We start from the raw sequence: 18078 nt of genomic DNA, 5'->3' as shown, positions 1-18078 counted from the left end.
TTAGAGGAAGAAGGAACGCAGGATGGTGGCGGCTACAATCAAAAAGATACAGGCGAAGAACCAGCTGGCTGCCGTCTTGCTGGTGTCGGGATCGCCGCTTGAAAACTTGCTGTAAGTCTTGATACCGCCTACAAGTCCCAGCACGGCACCGATAGCGTAACAGAGTTTTGTGGCCGGGTCAAAATAACTGGTCATCATACTCGTGGCTTCGTTGATACCTGCAAGGCCCTGGCCCTGCGCAAATACACTTGCTGCGACAAACGCGCACATAACGGAAAAAAGGATTCTCTTTCTCATTGTCGAATCGTTTAAGGTGAGACATAAAATTGATTTCGACTGCAAATATATGGGGGATAATTTGCTGAGATACAAGTACTTCATCAGGTGTCGGCAGATGTCATCAGATGTCTGCTAAATGGGACTGAATTGAAGACGAAAGGTGATTATTAGCTAATTCTCCGTAATCTCAAACAAAAAGTTAACATATATGTTATCATTATATCGGATTAATTCCCTATTTTTGTGCCATGACTTGATAGAAGAATGAAAATTTCACTTATAAAGTTGGACCAATTCTCAGGCAGAAGGACTAATTTCTATACTGTTGCAGTGGACGATGATGATAAATCCTTGTTCCAGCATTTTATAGAAAGTAATCTGGAGCAGCATGGTACGGAAATTCGGAATCTGCTGATGCGAATCAAAACGATGGGGGATGTCACCGGAGCACGGGAGCATTTCTTCAAACTCAGGGAAGGCAAAGCGGATGACGCCGTAGCCGCATTGTATGACATTCCTTCAAAAAAGCTTCGCCTTTATTGCCTGAGATATGGCAATTGCACCGTCATTTTGGGTGACGGGGGACCGAAGACAACCCGTACATACAATGAAGATGAAAATCTTGACGGGAAAGTACGGTTATTGCAGAGAATATCGAAATTATTGGATAATGGTATCAGAAACAGGAATGTGCGTATAAACGAAGACGGTACCATCGACTGTGACGATGAAATAACGGATGAATATGAAGACGACTAAAGGAAACGTATTTTTTGATAATCTGGCGGATTCGCTCGATGCAGCCGAATACGCGCGTGTTAAAAGCCGTATGTGTGTGGCGGTTAAAATTGCCGACGCGCTTAAACAGAAAGGCATGACACAAAGGGAACTTGCCCGTCTGATGGGGAAAAAACCCTCTGAAATATCCCGTATGCTCACAGGGACAATGAACCTTACACATGATACGATGTTTGACTTGCAGCAGGCTTTAGGCATAGAGCTGATAAATGTCGCTTCATCGGGCATACGTGAAGTTCCGGACATTAATTTGTCCGTCGTATTGAAACGGAACTCTGAATATAGCACACTTCCGGAAAAAGATTTTGTCCGCACCGGCTTCCTTGCCTATAGCGGTGGTTTGAAGGTAGTGTCTTAAAAATTATAGTTATGAAAGAAGAGAAAGTAGTTAATATCGCTTTGGTCAAAATCCAGGAGACCGCATTCAGGTTCAATACGGACTTCGATTACAACGGCTACGACAGGGAGAAGATTACAGTCGGTTATGGTCAGAAATTCCATGTTGACATACAGGCGCAAACCGTCGGTGTGGAACTGACTTTTATTTTTTCAGATAAATCATCGAACACCGACCTGGTTACACTCTCTGTAAATTCTATATATGCCATATCCAACCTATCCGACATCCTGATGGTGGAAGACGGCGTTTATAAAACTAATGAAGACCATGTCATACCTAAAATAATCAAACTTTCCATAGGTACGATGCGAGGCATTCTTTATATGAAGCTGAAAGATACCATCCTTTCAGATATGTTACTGCCCCTGATACCAAGTGACTTTATTTCTGCCACTGGAAATATAGACGGCACAAAAGCAGGCTGATCGCCCGTTTTTTCTGATAATAGCTAAAAGCCTGTGTATTCCTTTTGAGAGATACACAGGCTTTTTTGCATACATTGGTAAACCAAATATTTCCAATGAAACCTTATTTAAAGTCTTACAAGTATTGTTTCCAATCGATTGAGGAGTTAAGACTGGCCTTTGTTTTTCGTACCGGCAGCGCATTGCCTTCCCCGTCCAGATATCTGTCCATGAGATTCTCGATGATGCTTTTATTCTCTACCTGGGAAGAAAAGACCTCAAAAAGGTCTGTCTCCCGGATAGCGTGCAGGGTGAGGGCGGCACGGCGGGACTTGTTTTCGTCCTTATCCGCATCATCCAACTTGAACAATACATTGGCGGCGTTATCAAGGTCGGCCGGTGTTACGACCTGGGATATGGACTCCACTTCCGGAGACATCCCGTCCAGTTCTTCCTGTTCTTCTTTCAGCATTTTCATTTCCTCCAGTGATAATTTACATTCCACTTCTTCCTCCGGTACCTCTTCGTCCTCCCCAATATAATCCGTACCCATTTCCAAAGGTTCACTCATATAGGGAGCTACGGTCTGTCCCGCGTTCTCGTCCAGATAAACATAGCGGGTGCTGCCCATCACATCCGGTTCATCCGTACCCTGCGGTTTGGATGCTACCGGTTCTGTCTTGTCTACTGCTGCGGACGGTTTTATCTCATAAAGCAGGTCACAAATTTCACGAACCTTCTTTTTCTGTCCCCATACCTTATATAATAGGTAGGAAACGCACGCAAGGCGTACCAATAAATAAATTAGATATTCCATTCTATTGGTTTTTGATTGGCTTCCCGATTATACATGGCGTTTATTATATCCTGATACTTTTCCAGATGGTCAGACAACACGCTGTTCACAAAAGTAGGAACAGACATCTCCGGTGCGATGACCGGCAAAACTCTGGCAAATGCCTTATACAAGGAGTCGTGAATATAAGTCTGCCGTCTCGCTCCCGTCAGTTTATTATGCAGGAATTGTTTCCGGTATTCGTCAAAGCCGTATGGCTGTGAATTCTTCTTTCCACCGGACGGTTTCTTCTCCTTTGCTTCCGGTGGTTCTGAAGGTGGGATTTCCCGAACCGGTTCTTCTTCCTGTTCTTTTATCTTTTCCAATGCCGTGGTATCTCCGGCCATCACGCGTTTGAGCGCATCCTCGTCCACATCATAGACGGTTCTCTTTTTGCTTGCCATAGTTGTGTGCGATTTATAGTTGAAGAACCGTTTCTATTTCCGCAGCAAGCAAATCCAGATTGCTGCCTTTCAGCGAAGCGGGGGACGGAGGAAACAAGGTACTGCGGAACAGCTGCCCGTTCATTCCCGTATCTTTGTTGTAGCGTTCCGCACTGGGAATAGTCGTCTCCAACGCAGCTATTTTCAAGGAGCGGAAGATTTCCGTATAGGCGTTATACAGCTCTTTGGAAACCCGCTTGTCCATCCGGTTCCAGAACATATAGATGCCGCGTAAAGGGGCATCTTGGTGATGGGCCATATATTCACGGATGGCAAGTACAAAGTTCATGCTGCTGAGCATCACCATTCTCTCCTGCGTTATCGGGGTAAGTACATAATCCATGTTGATGATAGAACGGAATACGCCCGCTGTATTGACTGTTCCCGGCAGGTCGAAGAGTACAAGGTCGTAGTCAAGACCCGAACGGTCAATAAATTTGTAGGCCGTTTCTTTCGCTTCTTCAGGGGTGGAGGGCAGGATGCTGTAGGCTTTCCTGCCGCTGTCGCCGAACTGTTCCGACAACAGACTTTGCAGGCGCACGTTCTTCTCCACGTTTTTTACATCCAACTCACGTATGGCCTTAACGCTGTGCTGGGGATAGTCGCAATCAACCACAAGCACATTCTTACCCTTCCCATAATGGAAATAACTGGCAAGCAGCACTGTGAAAGTGGACTTGCCCACACCGCCCTTCTGGTTGCTCAGGGCGACAAATAAAGGTTCTTTCTTCATAACTTCATGAATTTAGGGGTTAATGAATTATTTTTCTTTCTTCTCATATATGCTTGCAAAAAGTGACGCTACGCGGTGCTGCACATCTTGTCCGGTAGTAGGAATAACTGCACGTATCACCGTATTCATTCACCGGTTGTTTCCGGATACCGATACCACATAAATCGTACAACGTAAACGCAATGCAAATTACCGGATATTAATACATGACATTCATTCCTGTATGCCAGTCTACATTGTATAAGGACAATATATCCGTTGCCGTATAGCTCCGTCACAGTTTGTAGAATCCTGTTACATTCTACACTGTGCAGTATCAAGACTACACCAATATTTTAGTATCAGGATGTAATAGGTATCGCATCCTATTCAGGTACACCGTATTGCTCCGACACCATATATACCGTATCTGTACGGCTTATTTTACACCCTACTGATAAGGCACGTCCTGTCTTGCGTCACGTCAAAAGTAGAATGTATTTTTGATACTGCCACTATAATTCGGTTCATCAGGTGTCAGGTGTCATCACGTGTCATCACGTGTCACATATCTATCTATTTACCAGCAGTTTAAAACACTCTAATTTTGCAAAGTCAGAACAAGACAAAGGAGGAAATAGCACTTCATCGGACCACAACACGCCGTGAACGTCGCGCAGCAATCCGACGAAGGAGGATTCTATGTTCAAACGAACATAGCAAGTTGTGTTTTCGCCCGACAGGAAGTATCCTGTCCGACGAAAACCACTTGCCCGACCTGGCGGTCGGGGAATTTCCTCCAAAGTCGGAAATTCTGGAAGAGAAAAAAGTACGGACTGAAATTATACAAAGAGTATGAAGGAAGAATCGAAAACTAAAATGGGAAGAAAGCCCAAAAGTGATCCGGCGGACTATAAATACAGTTTCCGCCTGAATGCCGAAGAGAACACGCGGTTTGAAAAGCTGGTTGCCGAGACGGAGGCAAAAGACAAAACACGTTTCATCAAAAAAGCCATCTTCGGCGGTACAATCAAAGTGGTTAAAATCGACAAGGCGACGATGGATTATTACATCCGCCTGACGGAATTTCACAAACAATTCCAGGCAGTCGGCAACAACTACAATCAGGTGGTACGTGCCATCAAAACCAATTTCGGGGAAAAACGTGCGATGTCGTTGCTCTACAAACTTGAGAAAATGACACTTGAACTGATGCTGCTGACCAAAAAAGTCATGGCGTTAACCGAAGAATATCAAAAGAAATGGTTGCAAAAATAAGTCACGGAGCCAGCCTGTACGGGGCACTGAACTACAACCACGAGAAAGTGGAAAAAGGAACGGCTGAAATATTATCCGGTAACCGGATAATTTCAGACCGCCTGGGACTGCCGAGCGAGGACATACGTCTTGCCCTGCTCTCCTTTGAGAATTACCTGCTGGCAAACAGGAACACGGAGAAACCCGTACTGCACATCGCACTCAGCCCGGCACCGGAGGACAAGCTCACCGACGAACAGCTGGCAGAACTGGCGCAAATGTATATGCAGAAGATGGGATACGGCGACCAGCCCTACATCGCCTACAAGCATGGTGATACGCACAATACGCATATCCATATCGTAAGTGTATGCGTGGATGAAGAGGGACGGAAAATCAACGATTCTTTTGAGCACCGCCGTTCCATGACCGCCTGCCGGGAATTGGAAATAGACTTCGGACTGCGAAACGGTGCGGATATGGAAGAACGCAATCCGAAAGCGGAACTGAAGAAAATAGATGTATCCGCGGGTGATGTACGGCACCAAATAGGCAATACCCTGAAAGCCGTATTGGAAAGTTACCGCTTTCAGACGTTCGGGGAATACAGCGCAGTGCTGTCTACTTTCAATATTGAAGCCAAGCAGGTACGGGGAGAATTCAAAGGCGAGCCATATACCGGTATTATCTATTCGGCTACTGATGACAGTGGGAAAGTGGTCAGCCCGCCTTTCAAGAGTTCACGGTTCGGCAAACGGTTCGGGAATGAACGCCTGGAAAAGAGGATGCTTTCACATACCAAGGATTTCAAGGACGGCAAATGGGCACCGGCTATTCATGCACAAGTGGCTTATGCCATGCAGCACGCACGTTCACGTGAAGAACTCACCGGACTATTAAAGAATGCCCGCATTGATGTGGTATTCCGGGAAAATGAGCAGGGACGTATCTACGGTGTCACGTTCATCGACCATAACCGGCGGGAAGTATTCAACGGTTCGCGTATGGGCAAAGAGTTTTCTGCGGGCGTATTCAACGAACTTTTCAAATGGTGGGACAGCATACCTGCCGGAGAACGTTCCGCACATACCGGTGCCGAACTATGGCAGCACTATTCGCATAAAGTGGAATCGGGAAGCGCATTGGAACAGGCGGCAGGAATATTCTCGATGGAAACCAGTCCGAGGGATTACGAAGAGGAGGCCTTCGCACGCCGCATGAAGAAAAAGAGGAAAGCAAAACGAAAGTCACGCGGCATCTGAAAGACGATTATTTATATTAACCCATTTATACACAATTCTTATGCAACAAGAAGATGATTTGAGAGCACTCGCCAAGATTATGGAGTTTGGCCGGGCAGTGAGTATTTTTCTTTTGGTGGTACACGTATATGTCTATTGCTATCCAAGTATTATAAGCTGGAATTTGAATCTGGCAGTGATAGACAAGATAATTATGAACTTCAACAATACAACCGGAATTTTCAACTGCGTTCTATGGAGCAAACTGGCGGCTATCCTGCTGCTGGCTATCTCGTGTCTGGGAACCAAAGGTGTCAAAGACGAGAAGATCACCTGGCATAAAATCTATGCGGCACTCTTTGCAGGATGCATCCTTTTCTTTCTCAACTGGTGGATATTGGATTTGAACCTGCCTCATGTGGCTGTCACCGCACTTTATGTCTTCACATTGGCTTCAGGTTATCTTTGCCTCTTAATGGCAGGATTATGGATGAGCCGTTTATACAAACACAACCTGATGGAAGATATTTTCAATCTTGAAAACGAGTCTTTCCAGCAGGAAACGCGGCTGATGGAAAATGAATACTCGGTCAACCTGCCGACGAAGTTTCAGTATCAGGGGAAGCTCAATGACGGATGGATAAATGTGGTGAATCCGTTCCGCGCGACTATTGTATTGGGTACTCCCGGTTCGGGAAAATCCTACGCTGTGGTGAACAATTACATCCGGCAGATGATTTCAAAGGGTTATAGTTGTTATATCTACGATTACAAATTCGATGACTTATCCGTAATTGCATACAACACGTTGTTGAACAATATGGATAAATACAAGGTAAAGCCCAGATTCTATGTCATCAATTTCGATGACCCGCATAAATCACACAGATGTAACCCTATCAATCCGGAGTTCATGACAGACATCTCAGATGCATACGAGGCAAGTTACACAATTATGTTAAATTTGAACAAAACATGGATTGAAAAACAGGGGGATTTCTTCGTGGAATCACCGATTATCTTGCTGGCAGCCATCATCTGGTACCTTAAAATATATAATAACGGGATCTATTGCACCTTCCCCCACGCGGTGGAACTGCTGAATAAACCATATTCAGATTTATTTACTATATTAACCTCTTACCCGGAACTTGAAAACTACCTTTCACCATTCATGGACGCATGGAAATCAGGAGCTCAGGATCAGCTCCAAGGTCAGATTGCAAGCGCTAAAATCCCACTTACCAGAATGATTTCTCCACAACTTTACTGGGTAATGACAGGTAATGACTTTTCTTTAGACATCAACAATCCGGATGAGCCTAAATTGCTATGCGTAGGCAATAATCCCGACCGTCAGAACATTTATTCTGCAGCCTTGGGATTGTACAATTCCCGTATTGTAAAGCTGATTAATAAAAAAGGACAGCTGAAAAGTACGGTGATTATCGACGAGTTACCGACTATCTATTTCAGGGGACTGGACAATCTGATTGCCACGGCCCGAAGCAACAAGGTGGCGGTCTGTCTGGGCTTTCAAGATTTCAGCCAACTCAATCGTGACTATGGTGAAAAAGAATCCAAAGTGGTGCAAAATACTGTGGGCAATATCTTCAGTGGTCAGGTAGTAGGCGAAACCGCCAAAACACTATCGGAACGCTTTGGAAAAGTACTTCAGAAGCGTCAGTCCATCTCCATCAACCGGCAGGATGTTTCCACCTCTATCAACACGCAACTTGATTCGCTTATCCCCGCTTCCAAGATAGCAAACCTTTCACAGGGCACATTCGTTGGTGCCGTATCAGACAACTTCGGTGAGAAAATAGACCAGAAGATATTCCATGCCGAAATCATTGTGGACCATGCAAAAGTCAGCGCGGAAGAAAAAGCCTACAAAAAAATCCCTGTCATCAACGAGTTTAAGGATAAAAATGGAAATGACATCATGATGCAGCAAATCCAGCGGAACTATGACCAGATCAAAGCGGACGCGCAGGCGATTATCAATATGGAAATGAAGCGTATCAAGAGTGACCCGGAATTATGCAAACGGCTGGGACTGGAAGATGAAAAGGAGAAAGAGGACAAGAAAAAGAAATAATTCAGGGCACTCATTTTACAATTGGAAGATTATTTCTATCTTTGAAAATTGAAAATAGAATATAGCGGTAGATTGTGGAATATTTTCTACCGATTATATACATAAGTCGCAAGACGTCTCAAGCAGAAATCTGGTACATTTCAAATAACAGAGACTATTGTGTGAAGCTTATGCTATACCTTATAGCGTGGGCTCATGCATGTTTCTGTTATGGGCTTACCAGAGCCTCTGCTTGGAACTGCGTGGGTTTCACGTTTTTTATTCATATAAAACAAGCAGAGGTATGGCTAAAATTCAAATTGCTTTGGCAATGACGCTCGACGGATTCCTTCCCGAAGAAAATGAAAAATTGATGCAATGGGTAAAGACTGACAAGAAAGGTTTCCCCCGTTGGAAAGAAGAATGCTCATACCCTTTGTTTCCGGGTTACCCGCTTCTTGATTTGATATGCAGCAAAGATCAATCGGAGGAGAATTTCATTTATTATGCTGAGATTACCGGCAAGGATAGTGTGGAACTGCTGCGGGGACTTTTCCTCTATCACATGGTAGACGAAGTCGTTATCTATCTTCTTCCTATCACTGCAAACAAGGGAATACATATCATGAAATGCGTATCTCCTTGCCAATGGTCATTATATAAAGCCAGGCAATATCCCGGAGGAGTCTGTATGATGATCTACCGGAAATGTAAAAAGCTATTTTAAATTGTATTTTCTTAATCTGGCATATAATGCCTGACGGCTGATTCCAAGCAGTCCGGCTGCCTGTGTGATATTACCGCCCGATTTTTCAAGAGCAAGCTTTACCTGCTCCAGTTCTCTCTCCTCATCCCTTATCTTCATGATTGTCGCCCGGTCTTTCCCGTAGGTCCCAATAATCATATCTTTATCAAATCCCAAATCTTCTGAAGACAGTAGTTCCTGTTGTGCCACAATCACGGCACGCTTTATTTTGTTTTTCAGCTCCCGAATATTTCCTGACCATGAATAACCGAGCAACAGTTCTTTGGATTCGCCTGTGAAACCGGTAGTTACCCTCCTGTATTTTTCTGAGAACTGTTTACGGAAGAACTCGGCAAAAGGCAGGATATCCTCCGGACATTCCGAGAGAGAAGGCATTCGAAGATCAAATTCACACAGGCGATGATAAAGGTCTTCACGGAATCTACCTTCAGATATTGCTTTCTTTAAATCTTCATTGGTCGCAGAGATGACGCGGACATCAGAAGTCCGTTCTTTGGAGCTGCCAACCGGAGAATAGGTATGCTCCTGCAATACCCTTAACAGCATAACCTGAAGTTCAAGGGGCATATTCCCGACTTCATCCAGAAACAGTGTACCTCCATTCGCCAGTTCAATACAACCTTTTTGGTCGTATTCCGCACCGGTGAATGCACCCTTGACATGTCCGAAGAAATGTGATGCGGTAAGGTATTGGGGGATTCCCCCACAATTCACAGCAATGAAAGGACCCTCACACCGGTCGCTGTTCTGGTGGATACTTTGCGCCACCGATTCCTTTCCCGTACCATTTGCGCCGAGTATCATCACGGAAATGTCCGAAGGGGCGGCAAGCAGGGCAAGGCGTTCCACTTCCTTTGCCTTGGGACTGATCCGCCGCAGTATCATTTTCTCTTCGCGCATGACCGACAACGGTTTCAACAGTTCACGGACAAGTTCATGCAACCTTTCCTTATGCACGGGTTTGGGCAGATAGTCTTTAGCACCCAATTTGACGGCACGTACCGCATCCGAAAAAGAGGCATAATCCGTCATTATCACAAATGGAATACGTATCTGGGAGTTGTTAAGCCATTCCAGCAAGGTGATACCATTACCTTCCGGCAGACGGACGTCGGAAAGGATAAGGTCAAACGGCTGGTTCCGTATCAGCTTGCGGGCGACCGGTTCATTCATGGCGGTGACGACATCATAACCGGACTTTTCCAGCCAGCCTTTCTGCAACTGCGACAGGACTATATTATCTTCAACTATCAGTATTCTCTGTTTCATTTTTCAATAGGGTTATTTCGTTTTTGGCTTTCATTATTAATTCGTGTGTATGAGTTATGATCCTTTTCGTCTCTTCTCTGACTGTCCTCATATCCGAATGTTCATCATGCAGTACCCGGCGGTATTCCTGCAAAATATTGTCAGTGTGCAATATCTCCCATAACGGAAGCATCCGATGTACGGTTTCACGAAGCCGTTTCCGGTTCTCCGTCCTCAGTGCGTCCTGAAGCTCGGCAATACTTCTTTCCGATTCTCCGACAAAAAGCTCCAGCATCTTTTCCTTGTCATTCGTTCCGGATATCAGTGCATCAAAAGAGACCTCATTCCTTTCTTCATTTTCCTGCCGGACGACAGAAGAGATGAAAGACAAAAGTTCCTGAGCGGAGAACGGTTTGTAGATGCAGCCACGGAAGCCGGCTTCCGTAAAGACGGAAGTGTCTTTATCACCGCGTGCGGTCATAACCATTACAGGTACAGCCTGCGAATTTCCGATTTGGGAATTGCGTAATAGCTTCAGCAGGTTGAAGCCGTCGGTGCCGGGCATCTGCACATCGGTCAGTATCAGATCAAAATCACGCTTCCTGAGTGCCTGCACCACCTCTTTTACATTTCTGCACGCCTCACAAGATACCCCGTTGCGCTCCAGCATCTCCTTGATTACCTCAAGCTGTACAGAGTCGTCATCAACGACAAGTACCTCATGTGGCAACCGTAAACTGCCTGCAATGGATTTATTCTCTGCCTTCTCTCTTTCCTCCGTTCCGCAAAGAGGCAAGGTCACACGGAACAAGCTTCCTTTCCCGGTGGAACTCTCAACAGAAATCCTCCCTCCCAGCAATTCAACAAGGCCTTTTGTTATCGAAAGACCTAATCCGAAGCCCTCTGAATTTACGCTCTGGGCGGCACGCTCGAAAGGCAGAAATATACGGGACAGCGTCTCTTCACTCATACCGATGCCTGTATCCCGCACTTCTGTTGTCAACTGCCCTTTTTCATAACTTGCCATAAATCGTATTTCTCCGGTTTCTGTAAATTTGACGGCGTTCATCAACAGATTGTCAAGTATCTGTTCTATGCGGTCGGCATCTCCAATCACTGTAGCTTCCATGCCGGTCAGTTCTGTTGTAAACAGGAGTCCCTTGTCGTTGCTCTTGCGTGAATATCCGGCGATGATCCGCTCCATAAACGGGCCTAGCCTGAACGGGACATCGTTTCTGGTTTCTTTCCACTCGTTCATCCGGTAAATGTCCAGCAGGTTATTCACCAGATGCAGGATATGGCGGCAGGAAGTCCGGATATTCTCCAGATGATTATTCCTTTTTTTCTTTTCACGAGTATCCATCGCCAGTTCTGCACTTCCGTTTATGCTTCCTAAGGGTCCCCGGATATCATGTGAAATGGTAAGGATGATTTTCTTGCGCATTTCCAGAAGAGCCTTGTTCTGCCGGATGCTCTCCTCCAATGCCCTCCGCGATTTCTCTTTTTGCCGGAGATCCTTCTGGATGACCAGATAAGAAGCAAGCAATAACAAAATGGCAACTGCCAACACATACGACATCAGACGGAAAGAACTTTGCCGCATATCCTCTATCTTTTGTTCTTTCTGCCGGAAAGCGTTCCGCGCCAAGTCATCCATTTGGGAGATCAGGTTCATCAGTTCTTTGTTGAGTATTCTGTTTTTCAATCTCAACGTATCGACATAACTTTCCAACTCATGCCTCCGCTGCTCCTGCATTTCTATCAGTTGCTCATTCAAAGAATTAAGCGACATTGCGGGAACTTTAACTTGTATGGTCTCTTTCTTCCCGAATAACCCGGCAATCCCCTTTTTTCTCCGTGTTATTTCGCGGGGATGGGCGACTTGCCTGGCAACAACGGGCAAACGGTGCATAAGCAGGCTGTCCGCTTCTTCCTGCCTGTGGAATGTCAGCATGATATGAAACAAATGCTGTTCCTTGCTTGCAAGCAGGCTACGCAGGGTGTCAACTTTCTCCGGATTTATAAATTCCCGGCAAAGTTGTCGAAGCTTTTGCAACAAACTGTCTGTATACAATCTTTTGCTGCGGTATGTCCGATAATCTGCATCTTCCCAGCTGATAACAGATTCTCCTAAAGTAGCAAGCTCTGTTATGTAGCGATGGGCCGTATGGATGTCATGCCGGATGTCGCGGCTGCCCGATGTATCCGTTTCTATTTCGCGCAGCTGCTGTTTCTCATGCAAAATGATTGATATCACACTGCTGACAACCGCCAATACAACGAAATAGCCGAATAATATCTTGAAATTAAGAAGATTCGTTTTCGCCCCCATTATTATATCAGTTATGAATATACGAATGAATCACGTTTTCATTTTTTCTTTCTGCAACGCCTCCTTCAATATCCTTTTATCCAATATCCTTTCCTCGGATTTTATCAGGTACAATGCGCACCGCCGCACCACATTCGTGATAGACCCTCCTGACAGTTCCGTTTCGGCGGCAATAGCGATCAGTTCGTCTGCATCTTTGCCCAGCCATTGTCGGGGGAGCATCTTCCGCCATAAGTCCGCACGCAGCTCTTTCGTCGGCATCGGGAAATAAATCACCGACTGGAAACGACGGGAGAACGCTTCATCAATATTGCTCCGCAGGTTGGTTGCCAGAATGATTATGCCGGGGAAATCCTCTATCCGTTGCAGAAGGTAGGCCACTTCCTGATTGGCATGACGGTCGTTGGAGGTATTTGTTGAAGTTCGTTTGCCGAACAAAGCATCCGCCTCGTCAAAGAAGAGAATCCAGTTCCGGTTCTCGGCAAGGTCGAACACCCGGGCCAGATTCTTTTCCGTTTCGCCGATATACTTGGACACAATCATCGACAGGTCTATCCGGTATACGTCCATCCGGTTCTTCTTACCCAGCAGGGTTGCCGCCAGTGTCTTTCCCGTACCCGGAGGACCGTAAAGCAATGCACGATAGCCGGGCTTGAGGATACGGGACAGTCCCCAATTCTCCATGATGATGTTCTGGTGGGCTATCCATGTATTGATTTCATCGAGGGCCTCAAGCGTGTTGTAATCCAGAATCATATCCTCCCACTCCAAAGCGGTTGTGACGCGCTTTGCAGGAAAGCCGATGTTGTAGTCCGGCTTGTAGTCCTTCTCCAGCAGGACTCTGCTCAGAAACTCTTCGGAAACTCTCAGCTGCCCGCTCAGGAACGGCTCGCCTTCACCGGCACCTTCCAGCCGCAGGATATTGGTCGAATAGAACCAATGGTCTTTCTGGAACATGCGGATGACCGCTTTCTTCTTTTCCATGTCTTCCCCGGCGATGATAAACGAGGCGGTTTCTCCCGTTGGCAGGAAACCGCCGTGCGACAATCCTTTCCAGCCGCCGAACTCGGTATATTGACGGTCGAAGTTCTTGTTCTGCACGAAGAAGATGTCCAGTATCTGCGGACAGATATGTGGCATCAGGGCCAACATGATGACTATCCGCTCGTCGAATGTGATATTCGGAATGTCAGTTACTTTTTCCGGCCAGTCGCTTGCAGGCGGCACCACTTCTTCCAGCGAGGAATATTCACATTCCTGCTGGAAATAAAGTTGGATGGAAGTGGTCAGGACTTGATTGAACCATGCGATATATTCGTTCATACTTTTTCAATTTATAGACTGTTAGCTCTTGATCCCATCACATCCGCCTCATGTTCCAATGCGACATTGTCATTCACCGGCAATCCGCCCACTTCGGTGGTAGGTTCCACACGTCCGGCCTTCTGTTGCACCACATGCCATGCTTCGTGCGGCAGGTGTTGTTCCTGACCGGGAGCCACATGGATATCCGTTCCCTGCGTGTAGGCCAATGCCTGTACGGTTGCCGGTTTGTCCGAGTTATAATGTACCCGAACATCATCCATTGCAAAGCCTGACAGACTCTCGACACCTGCCTTCAGATTGTCAGGCATTCCGGTTTCATTCGGTTTCTGCTGCATCGTGCTGTCCGCCTTCATCTGCATTCCTTCCTCCTCATCTTCCTCTACGCGTTGCAACGGCTGTTCAAACTTGCCTTGCAAGGCATCTTCCTCGTCTTCACTCATACGCTGCAATGCGGCGTTAATACCGCGGTTGTCCACAAACTGCAATGCGCCGCTACTGTCCTGCTTTTGCTGGATGGTGCGTGCCGTCTTTTCCTGATATACTTTTTCTGCTTCCATCTCTTATTGTTTTTAAATTTGATTAATCCGATTAAAACTCCTGTTTCTCATGCCAATGCACCTGTATATATTTCTTCAGCCACGGAAAACGTATCTGACGGAATGACCAGGGAATATAATCGAGCATAATGTCATACGCCTTATCCGTTACAGTAAGCAACCACTTTTTTTCCTGCAACTCTAACTGCCCGGTGCGCTGGAGAAAAGATTGTTGGAAACCTTCTACCGAGGTTCCCTGCATTTTTCCGCAATGGCTCTTGATCCCGACAAGCATACTGTCTGCCGTATTTTTTTCTTTTTCTGTCAACTCAAGCTGTTTAGGCAGCGGGATATGCATTGGCAGGGCCAGCAATATCCGGTTGAATGCCAACTCCGGTTCCCTGTATGCCTTCTCTTCCGAACCGACCAGATATTGTAGCAGAAACACAGCACGTATCCTTAATTCCGTATTCCTGAAATCCGTTTTATCCTCATTCAAATACCCCAACAGTTCAAATAACTTGAGAAACCAGGGTGCAAGCAGGCATAACCCTGCATTTGAAATCAGGAAAGAGGTAGAGATCTCCACCTCATTCTCTGCCCATTCGTTATCTTCTATTATAGGTATTCTCAGTTCATTTTCTATTTTCTCTACAATTGCTAGTTTTTGTCCGTCACTTTGCTCCCAGGGGGATGGAAGTGACAGAATTAATAAATTGATTGTTTCTTTCTTATCCTGACAGATATGTTTTCCGGTATTTTTTCTTAGGAAAAACTGTGCCAGAGCTGTCCGTAGGTCCGATTCAGTTATTCCGTCGCTTCCTGCCAGGCAGTTCACAATCTGTCGCAAAAGTTCCGCTTGTGACAGCGAACGGTCTGCCGCCAGCCTTATCCAGTCGTTGATATCCAGCCATTCCGGCCATTTATCCGGCAACCCGGTGTTTTGCGTGAGGGACTTCCATATATAGGCTGACAGTTCTCCCGGATAAAGACGGAGAAAATCATGCAGCAGTCTTTTCCGGGTTGCATCCGGCAGGCTGTTGTCCGAAAGTTGTTCCATCAGCAGGCGTATCCTGTTGTCTCCGGATGACAATTGCAGCATGAAATATTCCTTCATCTGTTCCGGAGTCTGCTTTTGCCGGTCCGGTTCTCTTATCAATGAGAACAAGATTCCGGCCATCTCCCGGATACCCCATTTGCCTCCTGCCCAGTGCGCTGTCCAGCACATCAGATTTCTGAACATACCGGAGTAATCAACACCGGTTGCTTTTGAGAGAAGAGCTACCCATTGCTCAAGCAGGAGCTGGTCTGAAACTTCGGCAAGACGTTCCACCCGGGAGAGGTCATTACAGCTTTTCAACCAATCCAACAGTCCCTCCGGTTGTTCTTCCATCAAAGAAGAAATACGGTAGCGGATAGCCGTATCGCTTGCATTCCTGCAGGCCAGAACAGCGGCCATTGCTTTTCCCTGTCTATCCGCCCATACTGCCCCCGGCTGTAATGTGCCAATTGGGGAAGATCCTACAGTCCCGGCCGGTTCATTCGGTTCTTCAATCCTGCCAATTTCCGAAATTTCACCGATTCCGGTCTTCCCGATGTTCAATAAACCGGATAACTCCGGCTGCTCCGAGGTGGCGGTTTTACCGGTACAGACCATGTACAGGTACTGAAAAAACGTCCGTAGCGTTTCTTCAGTTGTCATCGTTCTGCCGCCCAGTGTATCTTTGTCCTGCATATAGAGCAGCAACGCCCGTGACAAGCTGACTGACAAAGGCTGACCGCTACCGGACAGGAACGAACAGCTTTCCGGCTTGCGTTGCAGCCATTCCACCGTTTGCGACAATACCATTGCCTGCCGGGATTCCAGTTGTGCCATTCCCCGCAACAGGGTCGTTGCCGACAAGTTTTCCGCCAGACGAAGAATCGTTTCCTCCTGTGCGTGCAACTCTCCGAGCAGGCGCACCCATTGCCGGGGATGTTCACAAACAATCCCTTGCAGCACTGTCTGCCGGATATGCCGGGAAACAGCCACATTATCCAGCCATTCAATCAGACCTCTGCCGGTCTTCCAGTGGCGTTCTACCAATATCCGAATAAATTCCGTGAGGCAGTCCGCTTGCCGTATCCATTCTTCAAAGTCCTGTCCGGGTGAGGACGGCATCATAGTGGCATCATTCTCCGCATAATATGCCGCCAATAAGCGCAGGGCGTTGTATTTCACTCCTTGGGGAGCAGCCCCGTCTGTCAGAACAGCTTGAAGTTGGCTGATAATGTTGTCTTTCCCTTGTCGGATATGTGATAAAGCATTCGAATTAAATCCGGTGATTATCTGTCCGTCCGGTTGCCGCGCATCATCTTCATTTCCTGCCGTTTCCCCGTCAGGCCCTTTCAACAGTGACAGTTGCAGGAATGTACGATACAGTTCTCTGTTAAAATAACTGTCATACACGGGAGAACCATCCACATTATGGGGCTGCAGATCATAAATGGCATTCAACACCTCCACATAATAAGCGTGACCGAACACTTCCAGCAGGAACCCGATGGTCAGTTCCGCTTTGGAGAGATAAACGGCGGCATCCCTTTTTCGGATAAAAGCGAGCAGCCTCTTGTGCAGGTGCAGTGTAAACTGGCTCTTGCCGCCGAATATGGAAAGTCCGTTGAAGGGATAATATCTGATGAGCCATTCGTACAAGTAATGCCAGTAGGGAGGTATATCCACCTCGGCATGCTCTTCCGTCTCTGTTTCTATCATTCTGCGGACAGTCGTTGTGTCAAGCAGTTCAGCCATTACTGCCAATTCTTCCTCACTCTTCGCTTCATGGACAAAACGCACGGCAAGTTCCGGACTAATCTCCATGACCATTCCCAGCCAGCGTCGTTTTTCATACAGGCCGGATGTGCGGGTTGCCAGAAAGCAAGTGTAGAGCCGGAGCAACGCATCCGCATCCTCCGTCTGCCATAGCAGGCGGCGCAAGGCATATTCCTTGCCGGCACAGAGGCGCAACAGCCGGTCCGTGTAGTGTGCCGGCTGTTGCGCCAGCCATTCCAGTTCTTCACTCAGGCTGTAGTCCTCCTTGCTCCATTCTGTCCGGCAAAAGCCGTGCTCCAGATAGAACAGCAGATTTTCCAGCCGGGAGTATTCCCCTCTTTCCGTCCGGTTTCCGATATGTGTGCCGGACAATGACAGTGCTTTCAGCAGTTCCCCTTTGAGGCGTTGGGGAAATTCGCTGTAGAAATCCTCCTGCGGAATACCGCCCAGGTTCAGGTCCGGCAGTTCTATTTCATGCAGCACCTTGTCTTCCTCATACGCGGACAGGCATTCTTCCACCACGTTTTCAAGACAGGTACGGCAAAAGTTGTCCCAGTCCGCATACAGAGTGTGTGCGAACTGTTCATCAGTCATGGTGAACCCGAATGA

Annotated in this window: 16 protein-coding genes; 7 read left to right on the top strand and 9 right to left on the bottom strand. The window is 46.7% G+C overall.

All coding sequences use genetic code 11. From position 1 onward, the window contains the following. Positions 1 to 270 carry a DUF4134 domain-containing protein gene (locus BN161_RS23470; protein ID WP_244436606.1) on the bottom strand — a complete coding sequence of 90 codons (270 nt, stop codon included), beginning with the start codon at positions 268 to 270 and terminating at the stop codon, positions 1 to 3. 273 nt (positions 271 to 543) lie between these two features. On the opposite strand from BN161_RS23470, the gene BN161_RS23465 reads away from it, so the two are divergent. From BN161_RS23465 to BN161_RS23455, 3 genes are read left to right on the top strand one after another with little or no spacing between them, the layout of a single operon-like run. Next, positions 544 to 1038, top strand: a complete 495-nt coding sequence (locus tag BN161_RS23465) for a hypothetical protein (RefSeq protein ID WP_044270853.1) — start codon at positions 544 to 546, stop codon at positions 1036 to 1038. After that, positions 1025 to 1435, top strand: a complete 411-nt coding sequence (locus BN161_RS28320; protein WP_167332572.1) for a helix-turn-helix domain-containing protein — start codon at positions 1025 to 1027, stop codon at positions 1433 to 1435. The genes BN161_RS23465 and BN161_RS28320 overlap by 14 nt, the downstream gene beginning before the upstream one ends. Before the next feature lie 11 nt (positions 1436 to 1446). Next, complete coding sequence (locus BN161_RS23455; protein ID WP_044270851.1) at positions 1447 to 1902, top strand: hypothetical protein; 456 nt, start codon at positions 1447 to 1449, stop codon at positions 1900 to 1902. A gap of 115 nt (positions 1903 to 2017) precedes the next feature. On the opposite strand, the gene BN161_RS23450 is transcribed toward BN161_RS23455, so the two are convergent. From BN161_RS23450 to BN161_RS23440, 3 genes are read right to left on the bottom strand one after another with little or no spacing between them, the layout of a single operon-like run. After that, on the bottom strand, positions 2018 to 2698 hold the full coding sequence (locus BN161_RS23450) for a DUF4122 family protein (protein ID WP_044270849.1): 681 nt from the start codon (positions 2696 to 2698) through the stop codon (positions 2018 to 2020). Continuing rightward, complete coding sequence (locus BN161_RS23445) at positions 2686 to 3120, bottom strand: DUF3408 domain-containing protein (RefSeq protein ID WP_044270847.1); 435 nt, start codon at positions 3118 to 3120, stop codon at positions 2686 to 2688. Before BN161_RS23445 ends, BN161_RS23450 begins: the two co-directional genes overlap by 13 nt. Positions 3121 to 3133: 13 nt before the next feature. Further along, positions 3134 to 3892 (bottom strand): ParA family protein, encoded by a 759-nt coding sequence (locus BN161_RS23440; RefSeq protein WP_044270845.1) that lies wholly within the window; start codon positions 3890 to 3892, stop codon positions 3134 to 3136. Between the two features lie 834 nt (positions 3893 to 4726). Here BN161_RS23440 and mobA point away from each other — a divergent pair. The 4 genes from mobA to BN161_RS23420 all read left to right on the top strand — a co-directional run bounded on the left by mobA (position 4727) and on the right by BN161_RS23420 (position 9176). Further along, the gene (gene mobA, locus BN161_RS23435; RefSeq protein ID WP_044270842.1) at positions 4727 to 5149 is read left to right on the top strand and encodes a conjugal transfer protein MobA; all 423 of its coding nucleotides are present in this window, start codon (positions 4727 to 4729) and stop codon (positions 5147 to 5149) included. Then, the gene (mobB, locus tag BN161_RS23430; RefSeq protein WP_044270840.1) at positions 5134 to 6390 is read left to right on the top strand and encodes a conjugal transfer protein MobB; all 1257 of its coding nucleotides are present in this window, start codon (positions 5134 to 5136) and stop codon (positions 6388 to 6390) included. Before mobA ends, mobB begins: the two co-directional genes overlap by 16 nt. Before the next feature lie 40 nt (positions 6391 to 6430). Next, entirely contained in the window at positions 6431 to 8470 is a 2040-nt protein-coding gene (gene mobC / locus BN161_RS23425) for a conjugal transfer protein MobC (RefSeq protein WP_044270838.1), read from the top strand. 283 nt (positions 8471 to 8753) lie between these two features. Then, the gene (locus tag BN161_RS23420) at positions 8754 to 9176 is read left to right on the top strand and encodes a hypothetical protein (RefSeq protein WP_044270882.1); all 423 of its coding nucleotides are present in this window, start codon (positions 8754 to 8756) and stop codon (positions 9174 to 9176) included. On the opposite strand, the gene BN161_RS23415 is transcribed toward BN161_RS23420, so the two are convergent. Genes BN161_RS23415 through BN161_RS30710 form a run of 5 tightly spaced genes read right to left on the bottom strand, consistent with a single transcriptional unit; the run spans position 9168 to position 18063 of the window. Continuing rightward, positions 9168 to 10484 (bottom strand): sigma-54-dependent transcriptional regulator, encoded by a 1317-nt coding sequence (locus tag BN161_RS23415; RefSeq protein ID WP_044270836.1) that lies wholly within the window; start codon positions 10482 to 10484, stop codon positions 9168 to 9170. The genes BN161_RS23420 and BN161_RS23415 overlap by 9 nt on opposite strands. Further along, positions 10459 to 12795: a hybrid sensor histidine kinase/response regulator gene (locus tag BN161_RS23410; RefSeq protein WP_044270834.1), complete on the bottom strand. Its 2337-nt coding sequence runs from the start codon at positions 12793 to 12795 to the stop codon at positions 10459 to 10461. The genes BN161_RS23415 and BN161_RS23410 overlap by 26 nt, the downstream gene beginning before the upstream one ends. A gap of 30 nt (positions 12796 to 12825) precedes the next feature. Further along, on the bottom strand, positions 12826 to 14118 hold the full coding sequence (locus BN161_RS23405) for an ATP-binding protein (RefSeq protein WP_044270832.1): 1293 nt from the start codon (positions 14116 to 14118) through the stop codon (positions 12826 to 12828). A gap of 11 nt (positions 14119 to 14129) precedes the next feature. Then, on the bottom strand, positions 14130 to 14678 hold the full coding sequence (locus BN161_RS23400; protein WP_081743779.1) for an eCIS core domain-containing protein: 549 nt from the start codon (positions 14676 to 14678) through the stop codon (positions 14130 to 14132). 31 nt (positions 14679 to 14709) lie between these two features. Next, positions 14710 to 18063: a contractile injection system tape measure protein gene (locus BN161_RS30710; protein WP_244436604.1), complete on the bottom strand. Its 3354-nt coding sequence runs from the start codon at positions 18061 to 18063 to the stop codon at positions 14710 to 14712. Positions 18064 to 18078: the final 15 nt, after the last annotated feature.

The organism is Bacteroides timonensis (assembly GCF_000513195.1).
GTDB classification, from domain to species: domain Bacteria; phylum Bacteroidota; class Bacteroidia; order Bacteroidales; family Bacteroidaceae; genus Bacteroides; species Bacteroides timonensis.
The sequence above is the reverse complement of the archived record's forward strand: the minus strand, read 5'-3'. Positions and strand labels throughout refer to the sequence as shown.

What these genes read in the sequence shown, in the direction of transcription:
- BN161_RS23470 (WP_244436606.1), bottom strand. Translation starts at nt 270, where the DNA reads ATGTGCGCGTTTGTCGCAGCAAGTGTATTTGCGCAGGGCCAGGGCCTT.
- BN161_RS23465 (WP_044270853.1), top strand. Translation starts at nt 544, where the DNA reads ATGAAAATTTCACTTATAAAGTTGGACCAATTCTCAGGCAGAAGGACT.
- BN161_RS28320 (WP_167332572.1), top strand. Translation starts at nt 1,025, where the DNA reads ATGAAGACGACTAAAGGAAACGTATTTTTTGATAATCTGGCGGATTCG.
- BN161_RS23455 (WP_044270851.1), top strand. Translation starts at nt 1,447, where the DNA reads ATGAAAGAAGAGAAAGTAGTTAATATCGCTTTGGTCAAAATCCAGGAG.
- BN161_RS23450 (WP_044270849.1), bottom strand. Translation starts at nt 2,698, where the DNA reads ATGGAATATCTAATTTATTTATTGGTACGCCTTGCGTGCGTTTCCTAC.
- BN161_RS23445 (WP_044270847.1), bottom strand. Translation starts at nt 3,120, where the DNA reads ATGGCAAGCAAAAAGAGAACCGTCTATGATGTGGACGAGGATGCGCTC.
- BN161_RS23440 (WP_044270845.1), bottom strand. Translation starts at nt 3,892, where the DNA reads ATGAAGAAAGAACCTTTATTTGTCGCCCTGAGCAACCAGAAGGGCGGT.
- mobA (WP_044270842.1), top strand. Translation starts at nt 4,727, where the DNA reads ATGAAGGAAGAATCGAAAACTAAAATGGGAAGAAAGCCCAAAAGTGAT.
- mobB (WP_044270840.1), top strand. Translation starts at nt 5,134, where the DNA reads ATGGTTGCAAAAATAAGTCACGGAGCCAGCCTGTACGGGGCACTGAAC.
- mobC (WP_044270838.1), top strand. Translation starts at nt 6,431, where the DNA reads ATGCAACAAGAAGATGATTTGAGAGCACTCGCCAAGATTATGGAGTTT.
- BN161_RS23420 (WP_044270882.1), top strand. Translation starts at nt 8,754, where the DNA reads ATGGCTAAAATTCAAATTGCTTTGGCAATGACGCTCGACGGATTCCTT.
- BN161_RS23415 (WP_044270836.1), bottom strand. Translation starts at nt 10,484, where the DNA reads ATGAAACAGAGAATACTGATAGTTGAAGATAATATAGTCCTGTCGCAG.
- BN161_RS23410 (WP_044270834.1), bottom strand. Translation starts at nt 12,795, where the DNA reads ATGGGGGCGAAAACGAATCTTCTTAATTTCAAGATATTATTCGGCTAT.
- BN161_RS23405 (WP_044270832.1), bottom strand. Translation starts at nt 14,118, where the DNA reads ATGAACGAATATATCGCATGGTTCAATCAAGTCCTGACCACTTCCATC.
- BN161_RS23400 (WP_081743779.1), bottom strand. Translation starts at nt 14,678, where the DNA reads ATGGAAGCAGAAAAAGTATATCAGGAAAAGACGGCACGCACCATCCAG.
- BN161_RS30710 (WP_244436604.1), bottom strand. Translation starts at nt 18,063, where the DNA reads ATGACTGATGAACAGTTCGCACACACTCTGTATGCGGACTGGGACAAC.